Genomic DNA, 19,124 nt, shown 5'->3' with positions numbered 1-19,124 from the left:
TCCTTTTTATTTTGAAAGTGTGTTTAAAATTTCTTGATATGTGATTAGTAGTTGTACATTTTCGCTTTTGTATTCTTTGACTGATTTGTGCACGGAAACTTCTCCTTGAGTCAGCATTCGGATGAAACTGCGGAAAAGAACATCGCGCGAAATTTCAAAATCGGAGCTAATCTGTTTGATCTCCAAATTTAGATCTGTGAATGCTTTCTCGTAGTCTCCAGCATAAGTTTGTTTGAATCGTGACATAGCTTCCTGCATGGCTTGATCTTCTGGTGGATAGGAAATTTGCAGGCGTAAATCCTGAATAGAGTCGAAGATCGCACTGTATGACATGGCCTGTTCCAGCATCTCGATGGCGGCGATGTTTTTTTCGATCAATTGGATTTGAGTTGCAACCTCTGTGCTGGATAGGGCTCTGCCTGGAGCAACAATTTGTTCCAATAGAGTCGAGCATAAAATTCCGATGCACTGATCTTGTTTCAGTTTCGGAAATTCAAACTTTGGAAGTGGGAGAGGTTTCTCATGAGGAAAGCACGGTCCCGAAGCACCTGGAATGGGTGGAGGGGTTGGAAGTTGTATCGTGAAGGCAATGCTATTTGCTGAAAACAAAAGGGCTGAAGTAACAGTAATAAGTTTTAGATTGTTCATGATTTCTCCTAATGCTGGGTCGATATTCCAATCTCCGTACCAGAGAAGGGAAAACCCAAAAATAAGTAAAAACAGACAGTTACAGGCGTCCGTGGGTGGACGGATTCCGGATTCTCGGAAATCTGAGGAGAATTATTCTAAAAAATCGGAAGTTGGATTCGACCTAAGACCTTTATTTTGGGATTAGCCGAGACCCGATCGCCAGATGGCGGTAAGCTTTTAATATGAAGTTTATCGCTCTTATTGCAGTCACGTTTTTTACACCCTTAGCTTTGTTTGCTCAGGCAGAGCCGGACTATCAGGCGCTTTTCAAAAATCTGCAAAAGCTGCAACAAGATTTAAAACAAAGTGAAAAGTCGGCGGTGGCCTGCGAGGCCTCACAAGTGAAGAGCTGCAAGTACGGTGACTACTGCCAAAGCCTTCGCAACCAAAGTCAGAATTTTTATCTTTATAAAAACAGCGAAGGCAAAACTGTTCCGAACTCTTTTTTCATTCGCCTGGTAGATCAGGTGCGAGCTTGTCTGGATCAGCCGTTACCCGAAGTGGACACGCAGGATGTTTTTGCAAATCCGCTTAAGCTTAAAAAATCGGATCCTCGCTATAAATCAGAGCTGGCACGCACGCAGAAAGTTTTCGCGGATGCCCAGGCACGGGTCGTAAATCTTCTGGAATCAAGAAAGAATGCCGGCAACTCCAAAGAGATCGATCAGGAAATCAAACGCATTAAAGCGATCAAGATGATAAGCCCCGTGTTTACGGATAAGCGAGAGCTGGAAAGAGAATGTGGTTATCCGGGCGCCAGTTATGATTCCACCACTAATACTGTCGTGGTCTGCCCGCAAATGCTGGGAATGCCAGACGCTTCTATATTTTCAGTTTTCTCGCATGAGATTGGTCATGCCGTTGACCCGTGCAACGCTTATTCTGAAATTGCCGGCGATTCCGTAGCGGTCGGCAAAAATCCTTTTACCGAAGTTATAAGCTGCTTAAGTAAACCTGATTCCATGGGTGCAAAGAATTACTCTAAACAGCAAATCAAAGATGCAATTACCAAAGAAGAAAAAGATTATGCTAAATCCCTGGGCCCTTTGTCAGCAGAGGTAAAGGCAGAGTACGACAAGCGTCGCAAAGTCGTTGATCAGAATTTCGATAAGTATCGTTACTGCCGAAATTTCTCACGAAATGCAGACATGCAAGAGGGCTTTGCTGACTGGGTGTCTGCCAAAGTTTTAGCTCAGAAAGTTGCTGAAATTAAAGATCCTGCGGCGGCAAAGACCTATGCGTTTGAAGCGCAGCTCACATCGGCAGCTTCTGAGTGTGAAAGCGTCAAAGTCGCTGCGATCAACCGTATCGAAGCGGCGTTAAAAAATGACTGCCCTCAGTTCGCGGATTATAAAGAACAACTCCTGCATCCTGATGATTATGCGGATACTACGAAAGTTCCACACCCTAAGATTTCCCGTCGTGTTGACAAAATTTTGTTCGCGCAGCCTGAGATGCAAAAAGCACTCGGATGCACGCCTTCCGGCAGCACTTCAGTTTGTGATTAAATGAAAATCACTCCGACACTTCCCTAAAGTCTCGTGTAGAAAATAGCGACACAAAAAAAATCTTTAAAGTCCTAATATGAGCGCACCGAAGACCTCTGTGTAACCAACACGGAGGTTTAAATGACATTCAAAAAAACAAAGAATGTTCTGGCATTACTATCCGTCACTTTCCTAATGGCAGCCTGTGCAAAAGGCGGTTTCGAAAGCTCTTCTACAGTTTTACCTGACGATCCAGACACAGAACAATCAGCCGGCGACACAGCTCAGGCAGTTCCCCCAGCAGAGGTGGAAGCACCAAGTACAGGCTCAGGCACTGATTCTTCATCGGGTGGCACTTCTAGCGGCACGTTGACAGATGCTCAAATCATCGCAAAGTACTCATATGTTGATACTGGTAAAACGATCAATCAGACGATGTTGAAAAATGCGATCCTTTATTACCACAAGAATTTAGCCAAAGTCAAAAACACCGACGTTTTGTCTGTACTAGATTTCAGCAAATATTCGGGAAAACAACGTTTTCATATTATCAATATGAAAACGGGTGAGGTATGGAGTGTACGAGTGGCTCATGGTAAAGGCTCTGACCCTGATCATGACGGTTACGCGAATTCTTTCAGTAACGTTTCTGGATCTAACGCCAGCTCGGTAGGGATCTATAAAACAGCTGAAACTTACTCGGGCTCTCACGGATACTCTTTGCGCTTGGACGGCTTGTCTTCATCAAACAGCAATGCCCGCGCCAGAGCCGTAGTTGTGCATGGCGCAGACTATGTGTCTGAAGCCAATGTTACTCAAGGCCGTAGCTGGGGCTGCCCGGCAGTATCCATGAGCATCAGAACTAAGGTGATCGACACTATTAAAGGTGGCTCTATTATCTACGCATCTGCAACGAACTAATTAAATATCTGGTTACATTTAAAGGCTGTCTCATAATGAGACGGCCTTTTTTGTTTTTGCTGGAACAGACTTTGTAATACCTCTGGGTATGGATACAAAAAGTTTCCCAAGTCGTATTAATTCCTATTTAGTGTTAATCCCTAAACACTTGGGCGACATTTTGCGCCTTTTCATCGCAGCAATGCTTTTGATTCAGACAGCCTGCACTGGTGGCAGCAGTACAACCATCAATCAAGCTCCGCCTCCTTCTTCCCAGGCCAGTGGCAATACACGAACCTCAGACCCAGACGGTTGGGGTGGGGGCGGTACTGGCGACGGTGGTGGCGGACAGGGTGTGCTGTGCTCGGCCGAGACGGCGGATACAAATCTCCGCGGGAAATTGATGGTTCGTGATGTGTATGAAGCGCAATACAATTACCGTCGTACGATGGTAACTCAAGGGCTTGGTCCTGCAGGAACTGAAAAGGTAGATGAGGCGACAGTAAACTTTATCCTTGCGGCATTGAAGCGTTACTATGGGCCCGCTTTACGTGACATCGAAATTGGGTATGCGAAGTATTGGACGGATTTTTCGCAAAAAATTTCATTTGTGCCGGATCAAGCATCACTCTATCCAAGCAAAGATGCCAACTCCCCATTGGCGTTGCCAAAAGGTTGCCATATTGTGCAAATCGCCTATTGGGATGAATCAGCGGGTATCGTCGAAGATGGAACTTTGTATGTAGATAAAAGTCTTTGGTTGAAACTTGATCAATTTAATAAAGCGGCATTATTAGCTCACGAATATTTTTTCAAAAGAGCCCGCGAGGCTGGCTTCACAAATTCTGATTATGCTCGATATAAAGTGGGCCAATTGCTATCAGCCGAAGGAATGCCACCTTTGTTTCCAGGTTGGGTTCCTTCGAAAGACCCTCAATTGGCGTATGCATTGCCTGAATCGCCAAAAGGTTATAAGAATTGCAACGGCTCCGCTGGTGTTCGCGGCTCGTTTATAAAGCTATATCAATATAAAGATGATAAGGGAATTCAGCGAATTGTTATTCCTTCTTTGAAATCCTCCAACTATTCATTGCCCCCGTTCCAAAGTGTCACGACATCTTTTAAGCCGGAACCTGGTGATATATTGGGTTTAATTACAGATCAGTTTATTGTGGATACTTTGGATCCAGTTCCTATGGATTTTAATCAAAACTCTATTACGGGCAAAACGAGCGCCTCTCATCGTGGGCTGGAAAATCTGTCTCGTGAGATCGTCGCTCTGAACATTCCCACCAAAAATAGAACTGTGAAACTGGCGATTTTAAACCCCATGGCAGATGAAGTTGCCCGAGGCAAGGATGAGTTGAAATCCGCTGCCGAACTTGCTTTACAGATGAATTATGAGTTGGAAGAGCGGCTATTAAAAGCAGTAGGCCTTGTAGGAGCTTCAAAGGAAGATGTGCTTGGAGCCATTGCAGCCCTGAACGCAGAAATAGATCAGGCTTTGAAAGCGGGAAGTTTCCCGAATGGTTTCCCAAGATGGAAGGCGGAGTTGGATAAGATGGAGCAGCGTATGCGTGCATCGGCTGCAGGTGCTGCCACATCCTTCTCGGTGGCCCGACATACGGATTTATATACAGAGCTGCCTTTAGTTCTTTATCGAATTAAACAGGGCACTTATTCGGAAAGTGAAATGATCCGTGTGATGAGTTCGAATGCCTATAAGAAAATGAACAATCAGGTGCGCAAAATAGTTCAATTCAGTCTTTCGGTTGATGAGAACAAGCTTGATTACGGTTTGGATTGCGAAACCTATTCCGATGTTTATAGAAAAATAACTCAAGCACCAGATTTGGAGTTTTCAGAACAAGGATTGGATAACCAAGTTTCTGCCGATGTTGTTAATAGAACTGGCGAGACGGTGACGACATCCACTGAGGCAATGCATGCTGACTTGCTTAAGTCAGTGCTTACAAATGGTTCATTACGTGATTCTTTTTTTAGAGAGAGCTTCTTTGCGTTCGCTGATAAAGAGTGTTTTGTAAAGGGCGGGGAGTCCGAGGAGAGTTGTCTTCCAGCTTTGGAGTTCTTAGCCGATCTGAAAAAGGAAAAATCAATTCAACTTAGGACATGTAGCGAGGTAACTGGGGATGCGGCATCCGCCTATGACAGTGGCGGCTTATACGGAATTTGCAGTGTTTTTGACTTTAAAAATCTAAAACGAAAATATATCGCGAGAGTTTTCTTCAGAAGATCAAATGAGGCTTTTGATGTTGCTGCCGTTCACTGGAAGGTAAAAGAAAAAATCGAACGTGCAGGCATCGATCCTAAGATGCCTTTCCTGGGGACATTGGAGCGTTTGCCTTACACGAGCACTGTCATCGAGAAGTCTGTTGCAAAACCAATTGGCAATCCGTTTGCTAATAAAGCTTCAACTGCTCGCCCACAAGTTTCTTCAGGTCATTAACGTAACCCAAATATTCATCTAGATCCAAGCGCTCGTCTTTACGGACATGGGCGCTCGGGTTGTTGTATTGAGTTAATTCAATTACGTCAGCGTGGGAAGAAATCTCAGCGAACCCTTCTTCTTCTAAAGTCGTCATCAAGAAATCCAGGTCATGACTGTCGTCACCTTCTGGGAAATCAAGTTCACGCAAAGACATCATGGCTTTTAGGTACAATTCACAAGCTTGAGCCAAGTTGTAGCCGACGATGTCGTGTTGGCTTTCGTCACCCATGCTTTTTTGGGCGATATCGATGTTGTCCTGTGCTTTTAGAATCATAGACTTCGCTGTTGATACGCTCATGCTGGCTCCATTCTCTGCTTATTATTTTAGCAAAGTAAAAGTCTTTGTCGGACTCCATGGAGATGCTTGATTAGGGTTTCTTCCACGAAGCCTATAATACCAAGTGCCATCTTTTAGCTGCAGAGGCAATCTATATTGTCGGGCTTCGACCTTAAATAGTTTACTTTCTTTGAAATCAGAATTCTGTGATATCTCGAAGTCATACCAACCTGCTCCCAGAGTTTGTCCCCACTTGAAGCTCACAGAGTATTTGCCATTGTTGTATGGAAACTTTGCTCCATTTACGGGCTCTTCCACCGTTACTAATTGCAGGCTTTCAACTTTTTTGTATTCGACTGCAAAAACCGTTGTGGGAGCAAAAAAGTAGTCGGTCATGGCAGAAATCGGGGTTACTTTGAAGTAATACCAGCCGATCTCTTTGACCGGAGTGAAGAACTCGATATTTTTGGTTTCGAATCGTTGAACCTGTTCGAATTTTTCGGTTCTGGACACCTCGATGACATATTTCAATGCATTCTTTCGGTGAGTCCATAAAATATGCAACTGATCGATACTGTCTTTCGAATCCAGGTTAGCATACATAATTTCGTATTTTTCGATATTGGGCCCCGGGAGGAGGCCCTTAACTTTGACGATATTCGATGGGGGTGAAAGTTCACCCTCCGCAGATTGAGCGAGGATACGAATATAGGAAGCATCCCGCTGGGAGTGCAGAAGGTCGTAGTTGTTTTCGGGAACTCGGTAGCTCCTTAAAACGGAACCAAAAGTGTTGGTGTTATTCAATTCCACGATATATTGAGCCGCGTACTTTACGTCACTCCAGCCCAGATGAACTTTGGCAAGGTCCGCACCGGCCAAGGCTTCTTGAGGAGCCTTAAGTAAAGGAGCGGTCAATGGTGGTCGCAGAATCTGAGTCATCACATTCGACCACCCTTGAATTTGTGAAACTCCCTTCGCACGACGAGCTCGCACATAATACGTTCCCGGTTTTGAAAGGGCGATAACATCCCTGACACGGCCCGTTTGTTCGTGCTCAACCTTGGCAAAGGTTGAATCCAAGCTTGCCTGCATAACAAATGTTTCTTCTGGCTTTGCGTCTTTGATTTGCAGGCTTAAGTTCCATTTATTTCTTTCTATGAACTTTAGAGCTAGCTTTTCGATTTGAGTGGAAAGGGCGGCGCTGACGGTAAAAGATTGAGTTTTACTGTATTCGGTTTGTCCTGGAGCGTGTTCAAACGATAAGCGCCAATAATATTTTCCCACACGCTCCATGGGTCTGATTTTGGTGAAGTTTTCTTTTTCCGCTATAATTCTGATCACATCTTGAGAGAAATCTGAAACATAAGATATCTCGACGGTGGGTTTTTTAAAGAAGGGTTCCCACTCAAAGCGTATGCTGTCGTTTGTATAAAAGACGGAACCATCAAACGGAAGTAAAAGCATCGAATTGAATTCATTGGGTGATTTTATGACCGGCTTTGGTGTTTGTTTGTTTTTGCCTTTTTCAGACTGCTCCATAGCTAGGTGTTTTTGTTCTTCTTCCTGCAGGCGAGAGGAACCCTCCGAAACCAGCAAGTTCGAAGGTGCGGAATTTTCTCCTTCTTCGGAAACGGCTATAACCCGGTAGTAAACCTTGCGGGGACTGCTGTGTTGAACAGCGGATTCAATGGTCGTCACAGTTTTTTGAGAAAGAACGGCATTGAACGACGCTGCATTTGAAGCTTGAACTATATATTGTTTCGCTGCGGGAACTTCCGACCATTTGATTTCTGAAATCACATTGCCGACGCGATCTTCGGTTCTGTCAGTGAACTCAATCACTGGAGATTTTAGGGATTCACGAATGGTCACTTTTTTTGAGGCAGACCACGCAGAGAACAGGCCATTGCCGAAATTCTTGCGGGCTCTGATAAAATAGTCTCCTGGAGAATCCAGCAGGGACGTGAAGGGGGACTTACCTAAAAATGCATCCTGCAAAGTTGCATAGTTTTCAGATTTACTGACTTGAAAATCGAAATTTGAGCTGTCGTCCTCTGCGATCATGGCCTGAACTTTCCAAACTCCTTTGCGAACGTAATTCGGTGCCGAGAGCTGCAGGTGAATTGTGTCCACTTGACCTACTTTAAAAAATGAGGACCGCGAATAGACCGGCACTCCGTCTTTATGAGCAACCAGGCGCCAAAAGACATCTCCTTTAAGTGTATTTAAAGGAATTGGAAAAAACTGCTGGGAAGTCACGTCGATATCAACAATGTTTTCCGCAAAATCAGGCTGTGAACAATATTGAAGGTGAAGTGCTGTCGCGCCGTCGGCTTCCCATTTAAAAAATACGGGCTGAGTTTGTTCGCGGACGATCTCACCATCATAGGGTGCGAGTAAATTGAACGCTATCGGGGAAACTTCTTTTGCTATGATTTGTTTGCTGGAAGTTCCATTCTCTGTGCTCGTCCCTGTTTCAATGGTGATGGATGTTCCGGTTGCAACCTCAGTTTTTCCACTTACGTTTTGCAAAGTTAGATTTCCAATTGCGACAGAGAGGGCCAATTTTTTGTCAGATTTTTTAACATATATATCATAGGCGTCTTTGGAGATGATTTTGAATTGGCCGTCATCCAAGTTAAGAACCAAAGGATCCATGGGGCCTTTGCCGCTTTTCAGATTGAATCCGCCGTCATTGATTTGCAAAGCAATCAGTGCAGGGTTTTGTTCCACTTGCGAAAGGCGCAGCAGAGTTTCTTCGTTCAGACGAATTTTACGATTTTCGGCGAAAACCAGGAGCGCAGATGATTTGGGACCGACGAAGATCTGCGAACCATCGTAAACCTTACGTCCCTCGTGAGCATCTTTCCAGAAAAAGGTGCGAGTGTATTTATAGCGAACTTCTTTTTTTAATTCGCGCAGTACTCCCAGAGGACGTCCCAGATTTTCTTCGGCGGTGTCGGTTGATTGAGTCAGAAGGACTCCAGCAATTCCCAATACAACAAGCGAGGCAATAGCCAAGAGAATGTTTTTTTTCATGCACATATAATTTCATTTTGTGGCGGTGATTTCACTTCATTGCGATCACGTTACGACCCCATCGAGGTACGGCGACATTTGAAAGTGTTCGGTATTGTTCGGTGGAGTTTGGCGAATGCATTATTTTTTGCACGTGCAACGTGCAAAATCGCGGCTGATATTCAATACAATCAAGCTCGCGCTGTTTTCGGCCGAATTTATGTTCGAATCAAGCCACCTGTACCAATAGAGGGCTCTCAAGTCTCAAGATTTCCAATAATTTTCTCGCAATTATAAACTGAATGTCATGAGACACCTCCTTTCTTGTTCGTCGCTAATCATATTTGGCTTCATCTTGTCTTCTTGCAACAACGCTGGATTACAGGGGACATCCATTCCTTCAAAGTTTGAAGGTGTGCAGGAAGCTGTCGCGATCTCGCCAACGTCCGTGAAGCTGTCATGGTCTCTCCAAGCACGTTTCAGGGAATATCGTGTCTATCGCAAAGGATTTAATGCCCCGGATAAAGTTGAAACATTTGCGACGACGACAATTTCTCCTTTGGCTATGGATACGTTCTATGATTTCTCCGTTACCGGAGTGAGTGCTACGGATGGAACTGAAATTGGGTACGATAAGTCCCTTTCAGTGAAAACAATGAGCTCTTTCGGTGGCGTTCCAGCTTCAGGTTTGACGGCACAAACCAATGGGTCGGTGGAGGTCAGCTGGGTCAAAAATGGCGAAGGAGTCACCTATAAAATATATACCAAAAAAGAGAGCGAAGTCTGGGATTTAACAAATCCAGCAGCAACGATCATCAATAAAAGTGTGGGATCCGTGACTAATTTGCCAAGCGGAACCAAGTATTGTTTTTGGGTGATGGCTTACTATCAAGACGGCACTTTCGAGCCTGCCAATATGTCAGAGACCTATATCAATTCGAAAGCCCCCTGTGTTTTGGTGCAATCTCAATTAGCAAATCTACCAACAGTTAAAATGCAAATGGCAGTCGTTGGAAATTTTCCTTGGTTTTGGACCGAGGGTGGTGATTCGACTTATACAACAGAAATTTTTGAACGGGCGACAGATATTCGCTGGGCGATCGTTAACGGAAATGACTATTTTCGTTCGATCGTGCCGATCTCTCCCGGGCAAAAAGACATGTATGCGAAAGTAACTTCCACCACTGGAGCTAGTACGATTGTCAGCGTTTTAATTGAAGGTGCTGGAAAAATTAAAAAGCCTTTGATTCGCTCACTTGAGGGAGTGTCGGCACCTGTTCCGCTGTATCCACGCCTGGTGAATGGTGGTCTTGGCATGCAGGAGCTGGGATCTCAAGTGGCTGTTGGCGATTTTAACTGTGACGGCTTGATGGATGTCGCCGTAAGTGCACCCCGGGCAACGGCATACGTCGGGGACAAGCACGAGGACTCCACCGGTGCCGTTGTCATATATTATGGATACGATGCTCCCCCGTACTATGATGCTCAGGGAAATCTGATCGATCCTGGCCCGACACTCAAGACAACACCAGCGCCAAGTGCAGATGCCGCTTATCCTGATCCGCAACTTGTTTATTATCCGGGATTGCCAACTGGAACACGCTTGGGGCAGGCCCTTGCAGTTGGAAATATCAATGGTGACTGTTTCAGTCGCTACACCGATTTAAGTGACTCGAAGGCAAACAAGGTGGGCCTTTGTGACAATTTATTTACTCCGGCCTCGGGTGTTTCAGATATTTCTAAGGTTAAAAAGATCTATCGCTGTGATGACTTGGCAATGATGACCAGCCAGGGTCAAGTATTTGTCGCCTTCGGTGATCCGACTCGAGGTTTGGTGACGGGTTCGGGTGGTATTTCGTACGGAGTGAATGAAACGACTTGTGATCCGACCTCATTTAAATGCCGTCCAGTAAAAATCTATGACGACACGACAGTTGCGACTACGTCTATTTCATTCGGTGATTTTAATAATGATGGCTTTGATGATTTGGCGATTGGCGTGACGACTTACGTTACTCCAAATTATAAACGCCAGGTAACGGTTCTCCGTGGCGATCGCATGGGACTTTTTCCGGTTACATCGACAAAGTCCTTCCCCGTCATTGATGCGGAAAGTATTGGTCTAACTTCTTTGATCGCAGCGGATGGAACCTTCGCCGGGAAAAGTTTCACCGAAGACTTCGCCAAAGCTTTGGGGACGGCTTATAATTCCCGTGTCTGTGAAAACAATGCTACCTATAAATTCAGACAAACGAATTATGCGGGAGAAACGTCTCCAGCTCCTAAAAATAAAGGCTATGACTTCACCAAGTGTGATGACTTGGTGATCGGTGTACCAGGTCGTTCTTCCGGGCGAGGATCGATCCTTGCTTGTAAAGGTGTGATGCCTACGATTGCGAGTGGCGCTGCGGATCTACAAAAGATCTTGTCATGGACGTGTCAGGAATCTTATCCAGATCTGAGTGCAAATTCAGAAGCTAACTATATCACTGTGCAAGGCTATGGTTCCAGCATTCTCGGTGTTCCGAATCAGAATGGTTATCCTCTGACTAACATTATTGGTGCGACCAACAATGTTCCGAATTTAAATGGGGCTGTCTTTGTCGGCGCTCCTACCTCCACCGTAAGCGGCATGACCAATGCCGGGGTGGTGTTCGGATACTACGTGACACCGCGATCGAATGACTATGCTACGGGCGGCATCGTGGGGATTTTGGATCCTCAACAAAGTATTACTGCTATCAATCGTGTGGCTTGCGATTCCCGCAATACGAATGTAACCACGGGAGCTTTGAAGCATTGTGAAAATCAGGTGTTGCATACGAATCCTCCTGAGTCCTATGTTCAATTCGGCTATTCGATGGGGACTGTTGCCGATATCGAGACCATTTCACGCGCGATGCCATCGCTAGCGATTTCAGCTCCATATCGTTCCACGACAGCTTCGACGGGCAGTTCAACAATCGCTGGCAGTGGTGTAATATATTTATATAAGCCGGATGTTTCCACTCTGGGTTATGAAGGCACTACCCGTATAGATACACCTCGCTTGTCAGATAATGACAACACGGTTTGTTCGACCAACTGTACTTGGTACAGCGGTGGCGTGAATCCATTTGGTGCCTCTGTTATTTATCCGCGGGACCTCACCGCAAACTCAAACTTCGGTTTGGGTGGGGCTGCCGGAGCTGATTTTAATGGTGATGGCTCAGGTGATTTAATCGTGGGCGCTCCATTTATGTCTTCGCCCGTCTATTATAATGGCGGCGCATTTATTTTTAATTCCACCGGTAACTTCGCATCTTCTGTGACGAAGGCTGATCAAACGATCAATGTGAACTTCAGTAAAGAGCTAAACTATCACTATGAGCGTGCGAAGGTGGCTGGGGACTTTAATGGTGATGGATATCAGGATGTCGTTACCCAAATCTCTGTCGGCAATACGGTTGAAGTTGTGATTTATTACGGCAGCGCCGCGGGATTGGTTCTAACCCCTGAGCCGTCGAGAAATCCGGCGACGGATTTGGCCCCGTTGAAATTAGTTGTGGATTTAGATTCAGGCTTGGGTGGGGAGTTCTATCGTATAGGCAGTGTGAATGGTGATGGCTACGATGACTTGATGGTGATCGGTAACAGATCTTCATACATTTACTATGGTTCATCGAGTGGTTTGGTTGCAAGCTCGACGCCTTCAGTTTCCCCTGTAGGACAGAATCCAATGAGCTTTGCCCTGGCGGATTCCAGTGCTGTCTATTTTCACTATTCGGGGGGGACGAAACGTACCGCGGCTAATATTGTGCCTAGTGAATTGGGATTCTCTGATTTCAATCCTAGAAATCGGGCGGTGACATATGGTGACTTTAATGGCGACGGTTATGGTGATTTTACGGTAGCCACTGACTCTGCAGATCTTCCATCGACGGATGTTCGTGTGGGTTCATTGCTCTATACGACTGCGAACTACGGTCGTGTCTTTGTTTTTTATGGCTCAAAAGATGGTCCGCAAACAAATCGTACGAATGGTAAAACTCTGTTAAGCGATTCCAACGGCAATGCGGCAGACATCGTGATTGAAAATCCATGCACCGTAACGGTCCCCGCTGTTTGTAAAGTTCAGATGTTGTTATCGAACGAAGGTGTGGGTGGGGTTCGCTTTGGTTGGAGCACGGCCGCCATCAAATCTTTGGAAACGCAGTCTGGAGAAATTTATGACGAGCTTGTGGTCGGCGATCCGGGGTATTCGACCTATACGGGCCGCGCGTACTTGTACAAAGGCACAAACCGAGGATTGGCTTATACTCCTGTTCAAAAACTTCAAGGTTCTACAACCGGTGAAGGCTTTGGTTACAGTGTGATCGCTCCGGGTGACATTAATAAAGATGGCGTGAGCGATCTGGTTGTCTCGGCACCTCGCACTCCGACGGCCTCGGTGAATGCAACAGTTTACACTTTCTTTGGTGGTGCGGTAGGTACGGTCATGGCCTTCAAGGGTGCGACGGATATCAACTCGACAACTTATTTCGGCACGGGTGCTTTGCCGATCAACACTGTGAATGTCGGAAATATGGATCTAAAACCACAACGTTCTTCTCCGACATTATTCCAAGGTTCTACAACAGATCATTTTGGGGCGGGGATTGCGGCCGTCGGCGATATCAATGCCGACGGTTATGCTGACATCATCGTCAATGTTCCGGGCCGAAACTATGATCTGGATACTGTCTTAGCGAACACGGGAGCTTTCGTTGTTTTCTATGGCGGCGAATATGGTCTGAAAATTGATTCAGCTCCGACGACAACACCTCGTTGTTACGGTGGAACGACACCAGTCTGCGAGCCGACGCTTTTGTATCTGCCAAATCGTGAGGCCTCTGAGTTTACATATATTTCGAGTTCACCGGCAGGTGATATCAACGGTGATGGAATTCCTGATGTTTTGTTAGGGGCTCCGGGCCGCAGTCATCCCTCTGGAAAAGCATTTGCAACGGGAGTCGTGTATGTCCTTTACTAAGTTGATCAAATGGGCCCTGTTGGGATCTGTTTTATTCACGACACTGTCCTGCACAGAAAAAGTTGAAACGGGCAGTGTTTTAAAAGACTTCTCCGGTATCGCAGGCGTTGAACCGTTGTCTCCGACAGCTGTGCGTGTCTATTGGAATTTGCACGATCGTTATAAAAATTATCAAGTTTATAATAACACCTCCAGTACCGCCGTTGCGGAAACTCCTCGGTCCGAGGCGATCATTCGCAATTTGAACCCTAATACAGCTTACACTTTCAAAGTCGTTGCAACCGATGGGACTTTGAGTATTGGTGGAAATAAAGAAATTGCGGTGACCACGCTCAAACCATTCGGTGGCGTTGATAAAGTCATCAAAGACTCTGACGGGAATTTGGTTTTGTCTTGGACTTATGCTCCCAAGGTTGCATCTTATCAGATCTATCTGAAAAAATATGAAGATCCAACGGCGAGCAATACGAGCAATTGGACTGCGGTCGATTACACGGCTTACGATACTAAATACACATTCCGGGGTATGGAAGGTTCCACGCGCTATCACTTTGTCGTACAGGTGAAGTACTTGGATGAAACATACGAGCGTCCAACCAAATCCGTAAATATCAGCACAAATTCCTCATTCCCGACGCCCACGTATGAACTCAGTCCGATTTCTATCGGTTCACTTCCCTTCGTCAAAGTGTCACCGGTGGTTAACTCGACTTATAAAAATGAAAACTATGTGTCCCGTATGTATTTGGGTTCATTACCGATTTCAGATCCCTTAACGGGCGTTGGGACGATTGTCTTTTCTCCGGGTTCAGGTGTGACGAATGGCAAAGTTGAAAACCTCTCTTTGCAAGTCAGCTATACTGCCGCTGGCAAAACTGAAACTCTGATTTTCGATAAGCTCAGTACATATATTAAAGGCATTTTGGGATTGAATGCGATCCCTCCTATCAAAGCAGTGGATTCGGGTGTGGCCTTTATGGGTGAAGCCATGACGACAGGCGATTTCAACTGCGATGGTTATCCTGATCTGGCGATCGGATTGCCAAGTGTGTCGGTGACTTCTGCTGGTGTGACAACGCCAAAAGCGGGCGCAGTTTATATTTATTATTCTGTAAGAAACCCTGCGACGGGTGTTTACAAATTGAATACCACGGGTGCTCCAAGTCGCAATCCGGCGAATCCAGGTTCTGATCCACAACTATTGACCTTCGAAGATCTGACCGATTATTCGCGCTTTGGTAAGTCCCTTTCCGGCAGCGGAAATTTAAATGGTGATACATTGCTTGGGAATGCCTGCCAAGATTTGTTGGTGGGTGCCCCTGGTTATAATACTCCGAAAACATCATCAGGGGATAAAACTTACGACGGGGCTGCTTTTGTCTTTTTCGGAAGCTCCAAAGGTTTGACGGCTCCTTCACGTATCAAAGATATGCAGCAAAACGTCGAAACTTGTAATGGCTTGGTCGAAAATGCGACGTGCTCCGCAGTGATGCTATGGCCGAACATGGCAATCTTGCCAAGTGCCTACATAAATCCAAGTTCTATGATGAATGCCGATGATCCACAGTTTGGTTTTTCAGTTTCTTTTGTCGGAGACTTTAATGCTGACGGATACGATGACATTGCGGTGGGGGCACCAACGGCGCCTTGGGATGGTGTTGCTGATTCGAATGCATCCGGTACAGCAAAGATGGTTATAAAAACGGGTTACGTTGCTATGTTCTTTGGATCTAAGAGTGGCTTGGGATACGAGACTCCAACCTCAGATTCATCCGTAAAATTCCGTTTCTTAAAGATTTTCTCGCCAACTCCGCATGAAGGTCAGTTGTTCGGATACTCTGTTGCGGGTGGTGCTGATGTCGACGGTAAGTACCGCATTCGCAATACCTTGGATAAATTGGTGGGTGGCTCTGACATGATTGTCGGAGCTCCTGGCGATCGTTATCCGCAAATTACCAGTTTATCAAAACTAAAACTTATTGGGGCCTGCAATCCCGGTAGTGGCGAATGTGCTTCTTTTGGTTTCACCAACGGTGGTTGGGGAGGATTTACGAGCAACGCGGATGGATCAGCCCATTATTATGGCTTACCAACAAATGCAGCTACCACGGCCAATGTGGGTGATGGAGTTGGGGCCGCTTTCTTGTATTTCGGTCGTGGGGCAGATACACCACCGGCGCCCGGCGTTCAGGAAAGCCCATCGCGCAATGCTTTCTGGGGCTGCAGTGGCCGAAAGATGAGTAACCCTGGCGAACACTATTCTTGCCTGGTGAATTCAGCCAGTGTCAGAATTTTATTTCCGCGCAGTGGATATAAAACAAGTGGTGGGAATAAATTGAAGAACTTGGGCTTCGGTACTTCCGTTGCGTTGGTCGGAGATCCATCACACTATGATAGCAATAATGCAGTGATCACCAGTCCTTCCGATACAAATGGGGACGGGTATGCTGAAGCTGTCGTAGGAACAGGTTATTTCTCGAATTACGCCAATACAAACACGGGCGCTTTGTGGGTGTACTACGGAAATCCCTACAGACGCTATGAATACAATGACTTCTATCAAATCGATCCGGTGTCTCCTACCAATAAAGATTTGGATTGGAATGATGGACTTGCTCAGTGTGCGGCGTTCACAACGGACAATGCTGTGGTTCGTGAGCAGTGTGCACCGACGTTGATTCGCAGTAATTCAATTGGAGCCTACTATAATCTGGGAATGCATCCAGAGGGTATTGCCGTCGGCGATGTGACGGGTGACGGTCTGAAGGACATTATCGTGGGTGCCGTCGGCGATAATACCAAAGGTGCGAACTCTGGTGCGGTATACGCTTTTACAAGTTTGGCGGGAGCAGGTCTTACGACGAACTTTTTGAAATTCTATAATTCCGGAGCGCAGGCTTTTGATTATATGGGCCGCTCAGTTGCTGTGGGGAACTTTGATGGCGATTTCACCGGCGTTCGTCCGTTGAATGACGTCGCGGCTGGAACTTACTTAGACAAAACATCCAAAAATGGTGGTGGAGGTATTTACGGCTTCAACAGTAGTGGCCAAGCATTGCCATCAGTAAACTCCGTACCCTCATTTGCGATTTACGATACTTTGGGGAGTCCGCAGCTATTTGGGTATGACAGTATTCGTATCGTTGGCGACATTAATCGTGATGGTTATGCCGATGCGGTTGCCAAGATCACTCGTCCATCGAAAAATACGACGGCTTATACGACAGAAGCGGTGATTTTCTTTGGCTCAAAGATTGGTTTGGTTACAACTGACTATTGCTTGGCAAATAAGACGAAGATTTTTAAAGACTCCAGCACGAACGATGATTCTTGTTATCCAGCGACGACGCCGGCACAAGGGATCACCATGGACGATATCGCCTTGCCACAGCTGATTTCTCAGCCTACGAATTTGAGCAGTACTTGGGCTCATCGTGCCTTTGATGCGGGCGATGTAAATGGTGACGGATTCGCGGACGTTGTTTTCGTGGATGCAACCATCCAAAGCGGCGGTCAGGTTGTTGTATATTATGGCTCGCGTTCAGGCTTGCAAGCGGTTAACAATCCTCAGTGGGTGCCTGCGTACGGCGATCCTCAGATTGTAACGAAGCGCTGGGCTTTCCAAGAAAGTCCAACCAACACAGCGAGCGGTACGAACGGGGCTGTCAGCCGTCGTGAGTTAATCTATCACGGTGATTTCAACGGAGACGGATTGTCGGATTTGGTGATCAGCAGTCCTTACGCGAACGGTTTCTTTATTCAGAATAAATCTGGCGGATATAATATTGGTGTTCAACCTCCAGACGGTAATGCCAGTGGGGGATGGACTTCAGGAACTGGTTGGCAATGTTCAGATGCGACAGACTCGGGATGTACGGGTGGTACTCCGACCTATGAAAGTGGTCGCATGTGGATCTATTATGGATCGACGAACGGTGTGCAAACCCCAAAAGTGAAGGGCTATTCTGCTTCTGATCTGGAGCCTGCTGTCGGCAATAATCTTGCGTCGGCAAATACCTCTTACATGGTGGATGCTTATGGTTCGGAGTCCGGCACTAATAAAGCCTGCACGGGTACGACCACGAAAAACTGTAAAATGCAGTTTTTGTATGATCCATTCATTGATAACGTGCCGCATGGATATGACCGATTGTTACATCACTTTGGTAAAAGTGTTGCGGTGATGGACTTTGACCATGACGGTATAGACGACCTTGTGGTGTCGGCTCCAGATTGGGAAGAGGCTTCTTGTTATTATGACTCCGATCCGCGCAATACATTTGGTCGCATTTTCTTATTCCGGGGCAGTGCGAGCGGTATCCTGGCAGCAGATCAAAGATCTTATTACAACAGCACGGCAACGAGTGGGGCTTGCCAAAGTGATGATCTGTTCCAAAGTTTGAATGTGACCAGTCTGAATTTAAATGGAGCTGGTAAAGTGCGTTCACTGATGCCGCCCATTATTAATGGCGATTTGGGATCCAATCGCACGAACCGCAAATTCGGATGGATGGTGGCTTCCGCTGGTGATGTCAACAATGATGGTTATGAAGATCTGATCGTTTCTTCGGCGGAATCTCCTAAGAGTGGGTTGGATTCTGCTGGCATGGGCTATATTTTTTATGGTCCCCTTTGCGGTAACGACAATGCAACGGATATGTGGACAACATTAGGTTCAAATTTAAACACCCAATATAAATTTTCGGACAACGTGATCGTTGCTAGTGGTGTCGTGCCGATGGCAGAGTGTGCGCAAGCATCCGGGAATATGAAACCAGCTCCCATGCCTTTCTATATCTGGGACTCCAATTCGGGTGATCTCAGTGGCTATGAAATTATGTCAGGCAGAAAAAAGAAAGGCGACTTCAATGGTGACGGCTACGACGATGTCGTATTGGGTGCTCCTTTCTGGGACGATCAAGTCAATTCAATCTCGAACTTCGGTCGCGGTGTAGTGTTCTTTGGATCAGCCACAGGTCTGCATACGATGGACTATCCGGATACATCAGTTGTAGCCGACAGCTCGGGGCACTTGAAGCCTTATATCGTTCAACGTGCAGATACAAGCACGCAAGCTCCACGTTATTTCTATTCTAATACGTCCACAGGGGATGTGAACGGGGATGGCACAATGGATTTGATGGTGCCGACAGAGTTTTATAATGGTGCGGGCAGTGTTCAGGGGGTTCGCATCGGAACGTATTTCTTATTGTTCTAAAAGTTTTTAAGGGG

The 19,124-nt window shown here is 46.2% G+C and carries 8 protein-coding genes; 5 read left to right on the top strand and 3 right to left on the bottom strand.

Annotated elements, in window-relative coordinates:
• Positions 1 to 6: 6 nt before the first annotated feature.
• Positions 7 to 648, bottom strand: a complete 642-nt coding sequence (locus DOM22_RS16180; protein ID WP_142701362.1) for a hypothetical protein — start codon at positions 646 to 648, stop codon at positions 7 to 9.
• A gap of 224 nt (positions 649 to 872) precedes the next feature.
• Between DOM22_RS16180 and DOM22_RS16175 the strand changes: the two genes are divergently transcribed.
• From DOM22_RS16175 to DOM22_RS16165, 3 genes are all read left to right on the top strand, one after another.
• Positions 873 to 2,198, top strand: a complete 1,326-nt coding sequence (locus tag DOM22_RS16175; RefSeq protein ID WP_142701361.1) for a hypothetical protein — start codon at positions 873 to 875, stop codon at positions 2,196 to 2,198.
• Between the two features lie 120 nt (positions 2,199 to 2,318).
• Positions 2,319 to 3,098: a murein L,D-transpeptidase catalytic domain family protein gene (locus DOM22_RS16170; protein WP_142701360.1), complete on the top strand. Its 780-nt coding sequence runs from the start codon at positions 2,319 to 2,321 to the stop codon at positions 3,096 to 3,098.
• 88 nt (positions 3,099 to 3,186) lie between these two features.
• The gene (locus DOM22_RS16165) at positions 3,187 to 5,544 is read left to right on the top strand and encodes a hypothetical protein (RefSeq protein WP_142701359.1); all 2,358 of its coding nucleotides are present in this window, start codon (positions 3,187 to 3,189) and stop codon (positions 5,542 to 5,544) included.
• Here the strand turns inward: DOM22_RS16165 and DOM22_RS16160 are convergent.
• Both DOM22_RS16160 and DOM22_RS16155 read right to left on the bottom strand, forming a co-directional pair.
• Entirely contained in the window at positions 5,498 to 5,884 is a 387-nt protein-coding gene (locus DOM22_RS16160; protein ID WP_246845702.1) for a HEPN domain-containing protein, read from the bottom strand. The two genes, DOM22_RS16165 and DOM22_RS16160, sit on opposite strands and share 47 nt — an antisense overlap.
• Positions 5,885 to 5,905: 21 nt before the next feature.
• A complete protein-coding gene (locus tag DOM22_RS16155; RefSeq protein ID WP_142701358.1) occupies positions 5,906 to 8,902 on the bottom strand; it encodes a hypothetical protein in 2,997 nt (998 codons plus the stop codon).
• A 286-nt stretch (positions 8,903 to 9,188) separates the two neighbouring features.
• Here DOM22_RS16155 and DOM22_RS16150 point away from each other — a divergent pair, with 286 nt between their 5' ends.
• Together DOM22_RS16150 and DOM22_RS16145 are read left to right on the top strand one after the other, a co-directional pair.
• Positions 9,189 to 13,892: an FG-GAP-like repeat-containing protein gene (locus tag DOM22_RS16150; protein ID WP_142701357.1), complete on the top strand. Its 4,704-nt coding sequence runs from the start codon at positions 9,189 to 9,191 to the stop codon at positions 13,890 to 13,892.
• Complete coding sequence (locus DOM22_RS16145) at positions 13,879 to 19,110, top strand: FG-GAP repeat protein (protein ID WP_142701356.1); 5,232 nt, start codon at positions 13,879 to 13,881, stop codon at positions 19,108 to 19,110. The genes DOM22_RS16150 and DOM22_RS16145 overlap by 14 nt, the downstream gene beginning before the upstream one ends.
• The last annotated feature ends 14 nt before the right edge of the window (positions 19,111 to 19,124 follow it).

Origin of the sequence: Bdellovibrio sp. ZAP7, assembly GCF_006874645.1 — a bacterium.
GTDB lineage: Bacteria > Bdellovibrionota > Bdellovibrionia > Bdellovibrionales > Bdellovibrionaceae > Bdellovibrio.
The sequence above is the reverse complement of the archived record's forward strand: the minus strand, read 5'-3'. Positions and strand labels throughout refer to the sequence as shown.

Coding starts and splice junctions, on each gene's coding strand:
- DOM22_RS16155 (WP_142701358.1), bottom strand. CDS start 8,902: ATGAAAAAAAACATTCTCTTGGCTATTGCCTCGCTTGTTGTATTGGGA.
- DOM22_RS16180 (WP_142701362.1), bottom strand. CDS start 648: ATGAACAATCTAAAACTTATTACTGTTACTTCAGCCCTTTTGTTTTCA.
- DOM22_RS16175 (WP_142701361.1), top strand. CDS start 873: ATGAAGTTTATCGCTCTTATTGCAGTCACGTTTTTTACACCCTTAGCT.
- DOM22_RS16150 (WP_142701357.1), top strand. CDS start 9,189: ATGAGACACCTCCTTTCTTGTTCGTCGCTAATCATATTTGGCTTCATC.
- DOM22_RS16165 (WP_142701359.1), top strand. CDS start 3,187: ATGGATACAAAAAGTTTCCCAAGTCGTATTAATTCCTATTTAGTGTTA.
- DOM22_RS16145 (WP_142701356.1), top strand. CDS start 13,879: ATGTCCTTTACTAAGTTGATCAAATGGGCCCTGTTGGGATCTGTTTTA.
- DOM22_RS16160 (WP_246845702.1), bottom strand. CDS start 5,884: ATGAGCGTATCAACAGCGAAGTCTATGATTCTAAAAGCACAGGACAAC.
- DOM22_RS16170 (WP_142701360.1), top strand. CDS start 2,319: ATGACATTCAAAAAAACAAAGAATGTTCTGGCATTACTATCCGTCACT.